The following is a 12,609-nucleotide window of genomic DNA, read 5'->3' on the forward strand; positions in this document are numbered from 1 at the left end:
ATTTAATAAATAATTATTAATATATCCTAGCTTTAAATCGTAATTATTATTAAATATCTCTTTAAGAAACATTTGTATTATAGCTTATTCTGATATATAATTAGTATATTGAATTTTTATAGGAGAATGTGCATGAATATCGCTAAAAGAGAGAAATGTATACTACTTGATTTTATTATTACACACGAACTTATTAAAACTACATGGCTTAATACATTACGTGATAATTTTGATAACAGTTCGGAAGCACTGCTGTTTAAACACACAATTTATAAATATTATTCTGACATCAGTGCATACCAAACACTTATCGGTGATGTTTTTACCGAACCGTCACTACCTCTTGTTCAAATGATTTATCGCCGTTTTATGACACAAAATGTTAATAACGTTGATGATTTTTTGCGAATTTTAGATGCTATCGATCCGAATGAGTTTAAGTTAGCGGTAGTTAAATACGCTTTTAATAAAAATACCATACTTGATAACGATACCTTTCTGGAAAATCTTTCTTTACTTGATATTGGAAACGAAACTAAATTTGTACTGTTTTCCGCCTACAGAAGTTTTGGAATTTATCGTAAAAAAATTAAAAACTGTTTTTCTACATTATACCCAATTTTTCTTAAGCACTACATTGATGCTGAAAAATTGTTTGAACCACAACTTACGAAATTTTATAAAGAAGTTGATAAAAATACAAATTCTTATTTTCTAAATATACTTGGAACGGAAAAACTCGATACTTTGTACCGTAAATATATTAATAATAAAGCTAAAGCATTATTGCAAGATAACCATGAGTCCGAAATAATACCCTTGATGTTTTCCGCTAATCGTCTTGTTATTATTAGCGACGAACCATTTACAACGAATAACAGTCCGTTTCAACCTGTTATTTGCCTTGGACTGTTAACAAGAGAATCAGCTACACAGTTAAAAAATGCCGATAACATTCGCAAATCATTATTAAAAGCTCTTGGCGATGATACACGTTTCGAAATTCTCCGCATGATTCACTACGGTTTTAATACAAACAAAAAATTGAGCGATTTTTTCCAAATCTCGCCACCGGCAATTACTTATCAAACAAATATTTTAAAACAAGCCGGACTTGTTGACAGCTATGGAAACGGGTTACTCTGTGTCAATTTCGAGAAAATAAAATTAGGTTTGAAATCAATAGAATTTTTATTCTTGTTGGTAGGAGAAACCGATAATGACGATAACACATAATCTTAAATAATAATATTGCGATAAGCTATAAAAAAATTTAATTAAAAATTAAAACCAAGATTAAAGAAACATACTTCTAAAATCTTGGTTTTTAAATATTTAAAACAATTAATCTTTTTTATTAAGGTTAATTAATTCTTTATAGTTTATCCTATTCTTTAGCTGACAGTGCTGCCATTGTGATATAGTTGTACGGTTTATTGAAGTGCGGTAAGAAGAAAATATCAGTTAATGCTAATTTTTCGATCGTTACTTTCTCTTGAATTGCCAATGAGAATAAGTGTATTCCCATAGAAACATCTTCTTTAGATGCAATTTGCGCTCCTAAAATTACACGGCTATCTTTATCATAAACAATTTTAATTTTCACTTCATGGTTGTCATGTTCAATAAATTCCGGTTTTTGCAAGTCTGTAAATTCAGTTACCACTGCATTGTATCCAAAACGTTTTGCTTTTTCTAATGTAAGACCTGTTGATACCATTTTTAAATCATAGATACAAATACCGTTTGACCCTTGAACTCCTGCCGATTCAACAACATCACCGTCACCTCCGGCATTTAAAGCCGCAACCAAACCGGTACGCACCGCATTTGATGCCAAAGCAATATAATTTGTATCTTCTATTGCATTATCGTACACTGTTGCACAATCTCCTATTGCATAAACATCTTTAATGCTTGTTTCTTGTTTTTTGTTTACCAAAAATGCACCATTACGGAATAGTTCTATTTTACCATTTCCTAGTGCTGTATTCGGTCTAAATCCAACAGCCAGAACTACCATATCAACATCGAATGTTTCTTTATCGGTAACCAATCGTTCAACTTTGCCGTCACCTTCAATAGCCTCCACTTTTTGCCCAAATGCCAATTTAATACCATGATCTTCCAAGTTTTTCTTCATTAAATCAGAAAATTCCGGATCATAGTAACCTGCTAGACATGTATTTACTATATCAACCACCGTTACTTCTTTTCCTAAACGTTCAAACGCCTCAGCTAATTCAACTCCGATATAACCGGCTCCAACAACTGCCACACGTTTAATATTCGGATTATCGTTTAATTTATTAATTACTTCCTCAGCGTTTTGATATAATTTTACAAATTGTAAATTTTCCAACGTTGCTTTAAATTCACGATTACCGGGTACCAGTTCCGCACCTTTTATAGGAGGTAAAATTGGTGTTGAGCCTGTTGCTAAAATTAATTTATCATATGATTCTACATGTTGTGTTTTCCCCTCCAATAACACATGCACTTCTTTTTTATCATAGTCAATCGACTCAACAGGTGAATTCATATATACCTTAGCACCGGCTTTTTCCAAAGACTCTTTATTTGCATAAAATAATCCTTCCGCACCTGAAATTTGTTTACCTATCCACAACGCCATACCACAACCTAAAAATGAAATATTTGAGTTTTGATCAAAAACTACAACTTCATTTTTATCACCATATGTTGCTAAAATCTTATTAACACAAGCTGTTCCTGCGTGGTTAGCCCCAACTACTACTATTTTACTCATATCAAATACCTCTTTATTATTAAATTTTTAATGATAATAATTATCATTACCGCCATTATACTCAGAATTAAATTCAATTACAAATTTACCGCTCATAAAAATAAGATAAATTTTAAAAAATTATTTTAATGGCATATTTTTGTATCTGTATTACTTCTGTATTAAAATTTTTTTAATAATCCCATTATCTAAAACTATAGATGTAGATTAAAAACAAATTGTCTGTATTAATAATTATTAATATCTGTATTAACGAAACATTAAATTAACTTTAAAAAATAAAAAATTATTAATGCTAATTATGTTTAAAATTAAATAAAAAAGCAAATGATTTTTTGTATCATCGCCTTTTTGTGTAACTATTATGTCATCATGCTATTGTTGTTATCAGATTTTAATAACTTTTCCAATTCTTTTGAATACTCGATTTTTTCTATATTATAGGTATTTTCTCTTGGGATGATAAGAGTATTAATGTTAAACCTAGAATTATCATTTATAATCAATCTGGTAAAAATTTTCTCACCGACACCTCGAATACTTTCGTAATCTATTGCATAATTTTTTATTTTAGATTTTGTTGTAAAAGCCTGTTTATCTTTTTCTAAAATTATTTTTTTATACAAACCTTTTGTATCAGCAGTTTTTACCGTTTTAATTATTTCTTTGTACCTAGGGTTATTTTTCATATAAATAACTCCCCCAATAGCAACAATAAAAGCAAACGTTCCGACTATTCTTTTTTTCATATTATACCCCTCCTTAAACATTATTTTAATTTTCAAAATTTTCAAATCTAACCAATGGTGAATTTATTAGTTAACCATTATAATATATCTTTTTTATATTTTTTTCAACTATTTTATTATATATTTTAGACTATAAAATAATTAATCGCTATTATTACAAGTTTTAAATAATGCTATTTTAGATTATGAAATAAATATTTTATAGTGAATTATTTATATTATATTGTGAAAATTTAATTTTAATTAATTTTTTCATCAGTCGAAGGTTTTCTAGCTATAATAGTCATTATATGCTAAAATACATAGTAACATACACAGAACAAGGAGAAAAAATATGCCAAAAAACATCAAACGTAGTATCGCTGTTTTTTTCACTTTAACTTTAACAGTCGTACTGAGTGCTTGTAGCATGTTACAGTTCAATAAATCAGCCGAAAACATTTTAAATAAAACGGCAGACACAGCTAAAAGTATAAAAAATACCGATTTTATTTCTACTAATGTTTCTGAAATAGTAAACGGTGAACAAACTCATAAAGTCGACAGCAAAATTTCCGGTTCTATTATTTTTGAACCATTCACTTTAAAAACTATCTCCGAAACTAAATCACAAAGTACAACCCAAAAATCTGAACTTTATGTCAAAGATAATGTTATTTACACAAAATCTTTTGAACAAAATAGTTGGATTAAAAACTCCAACGACAACGTTATGTCGCAATTTCAAAATCTAAAGAACATTGCTTACTCTGAAAAAATTTTTGAATTTTATAAGAAACTTGCCAAAGATTTTAAAGTAACTGAAGAAAATGGAAATTACGTACTTACTTATTCGGGAAGTGGCGAACAGTTTAAAGAACTCATGGTAGAAATTGTTAATTCTGCTTCTGGTTCTCAGCAAGTCGACACCAATACATTTAATGACGTTAACTTTAAAAATGTTTCTATTAGATATGTTATAACAAAAAAATTTATACCTGTTGATATTGAAACAACTATGGATCTTGAGATTAAAAACAACATCGGTTCAGCTATGAAACTAACTCAAAAAACTTCCTATACTAATGTAAATAAGGTATCGGACATTTCCCTACCTGATGACGTAAAAAATGCAACCGAATTAAAAACAGATTAATATTTTTTAATTAACCTAAATTTCAAAACAAGAAATTTAGGTTAATTTAGTTTTCTGGAAATATTAAATCTATTTACATATTTATTTTTATATGTTATATTATTGTCATATAATCATGATATGAAAGGAAGAAAATTATTTACAATTATAGCGCCCGAACTAAGCACCAACGATTAACAGGAGCTTAGTTGACGAGGAAAAAAGTTATCGAAAATTCGGCGGATGCTTTTTCGGAAAATGGAATTTCGTTAAATGCTGTACAAAGGTGTACTTTCACTACAAAAGCAGTATTATTTCCCATATATTATTTTACAAACATTGCTATTAGGCTTGTTGCTATTCTTAGTGGTGAAATACTGGCTTCACCTGAGATTATAAGCTCAGATGAACCTTAAGAAATCCACTGCGTAGCAGTTAGTTCTTAAGGTTGCCACACCACTATAGAATTAGCAACAAAAAAATTTTGTATATAAATATGTAAAATAATATATACTTTAATATATAATCTAAAACTATAATTTACTTAGTTTTATAAATAATTTAGGAAAAAGCAAGGAGATTTTATATATATGTGTGGAATCGTAGGATTTATCGGAGAAGATAATGGAGTAAAATTTTTAATTGACGGGCTTAGCAGTCTTGAGTATCGTGGCTATGACTCTGCCGGTATTGCCGGAATAGTTGATAAAGAAGCTAAGGTTATTAAAACCGTCGGTCGTATTAAAAATCTTGAGAAATTAACACCTGCCGACCTTTATTTTAATATTGGAATCGGACATACACGTTGGGCGACCCACGGCGGCGTTAATGTAACAAACTCTCATCCTCACCAAAGTTTTAACAAACGTTTCGTTTTAGTTCACAACGGAGTTATTGAAAACTTTCAAGAGTTAAAAGACAGATTTTTTAAAGATGTTAATCTTGTTAGTGAAACTGATACGGAAGTAGTTGTTCAATTAATTCAAATTTATAGTGATCGTGGCTTATCTACTAAAGACGCTTTTAAAAAAGCTATTTCTAAGCTACAAGGATCATACGCTTTATGCTTAATTGATACCGATGATAAAGATACCTTGTATGTTGCAAAAAATAAAAGTCCACTCTTAGTCGGACTTGGAGATAACTCTACTAACTATGTTGGTAGCGACACTCTTGCAATGATTAAATACACTAACAACTTTTTAGAAATTAATGACGGTGAAGTCGTTATTGTGAAAAAAGACAATGTAACTATTGAAGATAAAGACGGCAAAATCATAAAACGTAAACCTTTCTCTACTAACTTAAATGCGGGTGAAATTGACAAAGGTATTTACGAACATTATATGATTAAAGAAACAAACGAACAAGTCAGAGCAATGCGTAATATCATCTCTCATTACTTTAATGGACATGATGTAAATATTGATACAGAAATAATTAATCACATTAAAGATGCTGACAGATTATATATTATCGGTTGTGGTACCAGCTACAACGCCGGCTTGGTAGGTAGAAATTATTTTGAAAAATGGGCAGGTATTCCAACAGAAGTTCACCTAGCTAGTGAATTTGCCTACAATGTACCACTCTTATCGAAAAAACCAATGTTTATTTTCTTATCACAATCAGGAGAAACTGCGGATTTACGTGCCGTTCTTACTAAACTTCGCAGCGTAAACTCCAACTATAAATTCTTGGTATTAACTAATGTTGATTCTTCTACATTAAGCCGTGAATGTGATTATACTTTACTTCTTCATGCCGGTGTTGAAATCGCCGTAGCATCTACTAAAGCATATACTTCACAAATAGCAATACTAAGTATTTTAGCATATGAAGTAGCAACAAGACGTAACAGTAAACCGAAACTTGATATTGAAAAAGAATTATCAGTAGTAACCTCAGCTATTGAATCTATCCTTGATGATACCAAAACTATTAAAAAATTGGCAGAAGAGTTATTTACAGAACGAAACGCATTTTATATCGGTCGTGGCATTGATTATTATAGTGCCTGTGAAGCCGCTCTTAAACTTAAAGAAGTTTCTTATATTCAAACAGAAGGTTTTGCCGGTGGAGAACTAAAACACGGAACAATCGCTCTTATCGAAGAAAAAACTCCGGTAGTAGCTTTAATTACCAGCACAAAACTGGATCTTAATACCCGAAGCAATGTCAGTGAAGTAGCAAGCCGTGGCGCAAATACTCTAATTATCACATTGGAAAAATTAGCACGAAAAGGCGACTACGCTATTCCAAATGTTAACGAAGACCTTGCACCTATTGCAAGTATTGTTGTAACGCAATTATTCGCTTACTATGCAGCTGTCGGCCGTGGACTTGATGTTGATAAACCACGTAATCTGGCAAAATCAGTAACTGTTGAATAAGTAATTTATAATAATTTTAATATCCCCTCAAAACATGAACCGTTTTGAGGGGACTTATTTTAACCTTAATATGTATCTATTTTATATATTTTCTTTTTATTACAAACGCCAATATTAATCCAAAAATACCCAAAACGAAGTTACTGTTGGGAACTTCCCCTGTGTTTGGCAATTTAGTAATTTTTTTATTTTTTTTCGGAATATTATCCTTAGATTTTGGTGGTTGTTCTTCTTTATCTGTCGGCTTATCGGGTGTTGGCGGTGTTGGGACTGGCGGTGTTGGAGCTGGTGGCGTTGGAACAGGTGGCGTTGGTGTTGGTGGCGTTGGAACAGGTGGCGTTGGTGTTGGTGGCGTCGGTACAGGTGGGGTCGGGATTACTTCCCTATCATCAGTAACAACTAACTTTCCGTCCTTATACTCCGCTTTTCCACTTGTAAGTGTAGAATGAATTGTTATCTTTCCTTTTTCATCTACGCTAAATATAAAATCTGTTACTGCTTTAAAGCCTGTTGGTGCAAATATTTCCCTAAAGGTATATTTCTTCCCTACTTCCAAATCTTTAATTGTATGATTTTTCCCTTTTTCAGTTATCCATTCATCTACTATTCTACCATCTTCACCCTCAAAAATTCGTATCTTCGCTCCAACTACTTCTGATATTGTTTTATCGTCGTTGAAACTTATTTTGCTTACTACTACATCTTTTTTCTTAGGTTTCGGCAATATTTCAGGAATATATTTATTATCAATTACAAAATTATATTTTTTATACTCTGTAATACTAAATTGATATTTTTTATTATCTAAGCTAACGATATTATTTTGTTTAACGGTATTTAAATCCGGTCTAACTTCCGTAACGGTATATTTTATCTCTTGATTTTTACTATCAAATTTAGGAAGATTAGAAAATTCTACCTGCCAATTATTTTCAGGTTTTGCTATTTGATGTTTATACTTATAAACTCCATTCTCAAGTAAAAATATTTCCACTTCTTTTGCCGCTTCACCGTTTGACCAAGTCTTTTGAGCCGTAACTTTAACCTTTTTAGATTCTTTTAAAATATTCTTAATAGTGAAATTGTTATCTGAATTTTTTATATACTCAACATCAAATGTTTTTTCATTCAGTTGTATTTTTTTGTCAATTTCTCCTACTTCTCGAACTGTATAGACATGTTTTTTAACGTCTGTCCCTACTTTTTCGTATTCTTTTAAATCTGTAAAGGTATATGACCAATTATTTGATTTATTCAGTTCTTTGACTTCTCCCTCTTTTACCCCGTCTTTATATAGTTGTACCAGTATTTTTTCTACAGGGTCTTTTAAATTTTCTCCTTTTTCATCTTTAAATTCCTTATTCACATGGACATTTGTTCGTTTTACATCGTTATAAACTTTTAGAAGTTTCCCTACAATATCCGTATCTTTCATTTCAAATTCCATGGTCTGAGCTGTCGCCGGATTAAAGTCAATCCAATTAGGCGCTTTAATCTCTTTTACTTTATATTTCCCAATAGGAAGATTTTTAATATTAGCGATACCCTTATTATCTGTTTTTAAAATAATAGTATCTTTTCCGTCTATAATTGCCGAATTATCTTCTTTTTTTAGACTAAATTCAACGTCCGGTATTCCTATTGATGTTCCTTTTAAATATTTTAAGATTTTTAGTTCGCCTTTTACAGTTCCCGTAACTTCACCGTCTGCATAAATATTTTTTACAGTATAGTTAAAATCTTTCCCCACTACTTTTTCTTTATTGTATTCGTGATACCATGCTTTTGATTTATTTACAAATTCTTTTTGATTTTTGTTTATTATTTTTGTTTTGTAGTAAATTGAAAAATGATTTAAAGAAGCATATCCCTGAGGTATGTATATTGATATTTTATTACCATTTACACTAATAGATGATCCTTTATAATAATGTGCAAATTCATTTAAGGCATTAGCTCCATTGAATATTTTAGAATGTGTCCCTTCAACTGTGATATAAAAACTGTTTTTAACAAGTTCTTGTCCACCTTGAATTTCATCCTCAATCCTAATTTCTTTATTAACATGAGTTTTTCTCATATTTGCATTTAACCACCAATTAATATGCTCCGTATCTTGTGGATCTATATTACCTGTCTTGTAGTAAAATACACTTTCCGTTCCTGATTCCGGCTTGGTAACAGAAACCTGCACCCTTTTATTCCCCGAAACAATATCACCCGTCTTAATATCTTCTTTTGAAGTTTGAGTAGTGTTTCTTCCTGTAATTTCAAAAGTTGCCCAACCCTCTACATCATCTAAATTGTTAACTTTATCATTAAATCTAATTACAGCCTTATCTACAGTTACTTCCAAATCTGCCACATGCTGACCTTTAACTTCCAACTGTATTTTTTTACTATACCCTTCAAAAGTAGGTTGACCGGTTTTCTGCCAAGTAACCTCTATAAAATCTCCACCTTTAATATTATGAGCGGTGTTTTCTTTAAATTTTAATTGAACGGTAGTTCTCCCACCGTCTTGAATATTATTATTACTTACCGTTAAATCGGTAACAACTTTATCGCTTATATTATTTTCTTGTTCATAACTTTTACCAATTCCTAAAGAAGCACTTAGCGTAGTTAGTAAAAGTAATATACTTAATATACCTGCACTTAACTTATTTCGCATTATTTTTTAAATCCTTTCTGTCTTTCTTATTCCGTTTCTATAATTATTATCATTATTTTTTATTATATTTCTCTGTTATTAATCTATAATTTTTTTTTTAGCCATTTTTATTTCCTCACTTTTTGTTCTATTTTGTTGATATTCTAATATATAGATAAGAAGGCGGCGGTTTTAAGTAAATTTCTTACTTAGCCCCACCCCTTCTTATGAGTGTGTTATAAATATCAGGATATAATTAGTTGCTAGGTCCACTAATTATCCTTTTTCATTATACAACTTTAATATGTAATAAGTGTGAAATTAAGAAAAAATAATATAGTTTTTCTCAAAAAATATTTATTCACATATTGTAAAATTAAGTTAGCTACAAAAAATAAAATACTTAGTAAAAGCAAAAACGTACAGTTAAGGGATTAATCTAAAAGCTAAAAATTCTAACCGAATTTTCTTATTACAAGTTAAATACATGATTTATTTATTTGAAAATTCACTTTAAAATATCTTTCTCAAGTCTAATAAACTATACAAAAGCAGTCCGCCAAAATCAATTTCTAACTAAATTATATTTTTTAAAATTTCTTATTCTTATTACACCAACCACATTAAAAAACAAACCCTCTGCATAATTTAGCAAAGAGTTTGTTTCGCTTATATTTTATCCTTTTAGTTTAAATTTTAATCTTACAGGATTGTGATCACTGTAACGATAATCATATGGTAATGTTTCTACTGAACTTACTTCAATATTATCACTGGCTATATAACCGTCAATAACAAATTCATAAATATCTTTTTCACCTTTTTTATACGGCTTATTAGTTAATCTCGCTGAATTTGTTCCATGATAGAGTTTAAAACTACTTGGTAATAAACTTTTATCAAAATTCTCAGCACGCCATAAATCAAGAGGCACTTTTCCTAATTCTTCTTTTGATAATTCTCTAAGCGATTGGTTAAAATCCGCACCTACCAGTACATAGTTGCCTTTTTTATATTCTTTTTCTATAAATTCAACTAATTGCTTTGTCTGAGCAATTTTCCCTTTATTTCCTTTGTCATAGGCATCAAGGTGAGCATTAATAAGCACCAACTGTTTATCACTGTTGTTTATCTTACTGTAAATAACTGAAAAACCTCGTTTAAGATTGGCTATTTTTTCAGGAAAATTGAACGGTATAGGCATTTGATAACGTTCAGCCTTATCTATATTATATTTGGTCGCTGTATAAATACCGCTATTTACCTTCCCAAGCGGCGGCAACGGGTACGGAATATATTTTACCTTAAAATTATAAGCTAAAATACTATTTAACCCTAATTCCTTATTCAAATATTCTACCTGATTAATATTGTAACTTCGCTTTGAATCTTCGTCGATTTCTTGAATAAAAGTTATATCAGCATTTTCATTTTTTATTATTTTTGAAATATTTTCTAAATTTTCTTCAACATGGTTCTTATCCAAAGGTAAAACCATCTCTCCACCGTCCATAAAAAAGTCTTCATCTTTATCAAGCCCGGCATACCCTATATTCCAATCTAATGCACTGTAATCTTTGTTAAGTTCTACTACCTTACCACCTGTTCCGACTACGGATAATTTTTCAATATCTTTCGGTTTATACTCCGTCGCCATTAAATAGCCGACCAACGCACCGAATAACAAAAGACAGGTTAATATTGCATATAATATTATTTTTAAAATTTTCTTCATGAATTTTCTCCTTAAAATATATCAAAATTAAATTTGAAATTTCTAAACTAAAAAGTTCTAAACAATCTCTTTATAATTTTTATCGTACTTTATTAAATATAATAACACTTATAAGAAAACGCATCTTATTTTTTTAAAATCATAATTTTTTCCGTTAAATTACAATTAATCTTTAATTTTTTTATCTTTTTTCTGAGAAATAATTATGCCGATAAAAACAATAACCATTCCTACCGCTTCTCTAAGCCCGATATGTTCTCCTAATATTATAACGCCACCTATCGCCGCAACAACAGACTCCAAACTCATTATAAGTGAAGCAGTGTGGGCAGGTATATCACGTTGAGAGATAATTTGTAAAGTATAACCGACGGCACTTGATAATACTCCTAAAGCAAGCAGTGGAGCAGCTACACTTACCACGGCATCCAGTGTAATATTCTCTTTAAAGATTGCTAGACTTAAACTTAAAACACTAACTACTACCAGTTGGTTAATAGATAATAACATTGAGTTAACCCTAACTGTAGCATAACCGATTATTATAATATGAGCACCGTATAAAAATGCACTGATAAAAACTATTAAATCACCTGTTTCAAAGGTAAATTCTTCTTTTACAGATAATAAATAAAAACCGACAACCGACAAGATTAAACCTACAATAAAGTATTTATTAAGTTTTTCGCCAAGAAATACCCCGATAAAAGGTACTAAACAAATATAAAGCACCGTAATAAACCCTGCTTTCCCCGCTGTTGTCATAGCAAGACCTATTTGTTGAATATACATGGCTAAAAACAAAACTATACCGCAAAGAAGCGACCAAAGAAGCCTGCTGTACTTTACTTTTTGAATTTTAATCTTCGGTTCTTGAGTTTTATAAAGTGTAGGGAAAAGAAGTGCAACAGCACTAATCGCTATTACCGCTATTATCGAACGAAATCCGACAACGCTGAGCGGACCGAGAGCCTTACTTGCCAAACTCTGCCAAACAAAAGCTATTCCCCAAATTATCGTTACAATACTTAATAATATTTCCGCTATAAATTTTCTCACATTACAATTCCTTTCTACCGTAAAGTATATGAATAAAACCTCACCATGTAATTTTATAGTGTTATATTAAAAATTTCAACCGTTAACATTTATATAATACACTGTAAAATAAAATTCAAAAAGCAATGACGAAGTG

The 12,609-nt window shown here is 30.4% G+C and carries 8 protein-coding genes; 3 read left to right on the top strand and 5 right to left on the bottom strand.

Going from position 1 to position 12,609, the window contains the following annotated elements:
- Positions 1 to 132: 132 nt before the first annotated feature.
- The gene (locus AXE85_RS00425; protein WP_062171891.1) at positions 133 to 1,236 is read left to right on the top strand and encodes an ArsR/SmtB family transcription factor; all 1,104 of its coding nucleotides are present in this window, start codon (positions 133 to 135) and stop codon (positions 1,234 to 1,236) included.
- A 151-nt stretch (positions 1,237 to 1,387) separates the two neighbouring features.
- On the opposite strand, the gene nox is transcribed toward AXE85_RS00425, so the two are convergent.
- Positions 1,388 to 2,770 (bottom strand): H2O-forming NADH oxidase, encoded by a 1,383-nt coding sequence (gene nox, locus AXE85_RS00430; RefSeq protein ID WP_062171893.1) that lies wholly within the window; start codon positions 2,768 to 2,770, stop codon positions 1,388 to 1,390.
- A 362-nt stretch (positions 2,771 to 3,132) separates the two neighbouring features.
- Positions 3,133 to 3,519 carry a DUF1310 family protein gene (locus AXE85_RS00435; RefSeq protein WP_062171897.1) on the bottom strand — a complete coding sequence of 129 codons (387 nt, stop codon included), beginning with the start codon at positions 3,517 to 3,519 and terminating at the stop codon, positions 3,133 to 3,135.
- A gap of 334 nt (positions 3,520 to 3,853) precedes the next feature.
- Between AXE85_RS00435 and AXE85_RS00440 the strand changes: the two genes are divergently transcribed.
- Both AXE85_RS00440 and glmS read left to right on the top strand, forming a co-directional pair.
- Positions 3,854 to 4,654, top strand: a complete 801-nt coding sequence (locus AXE85_RS00440; protein ID WP_062171900.1) for a DUF6612 family protein — start codon at positions 3,854 to 3,856, stop codon at positions 4,652 to 4,654.
- 569 nt (positions 4,655 to 5,223) lie between these two features.
- On the top strand, positions 5,224 to 7,026 hold the full coding sequence (gene glmS / locus AXE85_RS00450) for a glutamine--fructose-6-phosphate transaminase (isomerizing) (protein WP_062171905.1): 1,803 nt from the start codon (positions 5,224 to 5,226) through the stop codon (positions 7,024 to 7,026).
- 76 nt (positions 7,027 to 7,102) lie between these two features.
- Here the strand turns inward: glmS and AXE85_RS00455 are convergent, their stop codons facing one another.
- From AXE85_RS00455 to AXE85_RS00465, 3 genes are all read right to left on the bottom strand, one after another.
- Positions 7,103 to 9,700, bottom strand: a complete 2,598-nt coding sequence (locus AXE85_RS00455; protein ID WP_062171908.1) for a Cna B-type domain-containing protein — start codon at positions 9,698 to 9,700, stop codon at positions 7,103 to 7,105.
- Positions 9,701 to 10,355: 655 nt separating this feature from the next.
- Complete coding sequence (locus AXE85_RS00460; RefSeq protein ID WP_062171911.1) at positions 10,356 to 11,414, bottom strand: exonuclease/endonuclease/phosphatase family protein; 1,059 nt, start codon at positions 11,412 to 11,414, stop codon at positions 10,356 to 10,358.
- A gap of 165 nt (positions 11,415 to 11,579) precedes the next feature.
- Complete coding sequence (locus AXE85_RS00465) at positions 11,580 to 12,473, bottom strand: DMT family transporter (protein WP_062171914.1); 894 nt, start codon at positions 12,471 to 12,473, stop codon at positions 11,580 to 11,582.
- Between the last annotated feature and the right edge of the window lie 136 nt (positions 12,474 to 12,609).

It is taken from the genome of Gemella sp. oral taxon 928 (assembly GCF_001553915.1).
GTDB classification, from domain to species: Bacteria; Bacillota; Bacilli; order Staphylococcales; family Gemellaceae; genus Gemella; species Gemella massiliensis.

What these genes read in the sequence shown, in the direction of transcription:
- AXE85_RS00425 (WP_062171891.1), top strand. Translation starts at nt 133, where the DNA reads ATGAATATCGCTAAAAGAGAGAAATGTATACTACTTGATTTTATTATT.
- nox (WP_062171893.1), bottom strand. Translation starts at nt 2,770, where the DNA reads ATGAGTAAAATAGTAGTAGTTGGGGCTAACCACGCAGGAACAGCTTGT.
- AXE85_RS00435 (WP_062171897.1), bottom strand. Translation starts at nt 3,519, where the DNA reads ATGAAAAAAAGAATAGTCGGAACGTTTGCTTTTATTGTTGCTATTGGG.
- AXE85_RS00440 (WP_062171900.1), top strand. Translation starts at nt 3,854, where the DNA reads ATGCCAAAAAACATCAAACGTAGTATCGCTGTTTTTTTCACTTTAACT.
- glmS (WP_062171905.1), top strand. Translation starts at nt 5,224, where the DNA reads ATGTGTGGAATCGTAGGATTTATCGGAGAAGATAATGGAGTAAAATTT.
- AXE85_RS00455 (WP_062171908.1), bottom strand. Translation starts at nt 9,700, where the DNA reads ATGCGAAATAAGTTAAGTGCAGGTATATTAAGTATATTACTTTTACTA.
- AXE85_RS00460 (WP_062171911.1), bottom strand. Translation starts at nt 11,414, where the DNA reads ATGAAGAAAATTTTAAAAATAATATTATATGCAATATTAACCTGTCTT.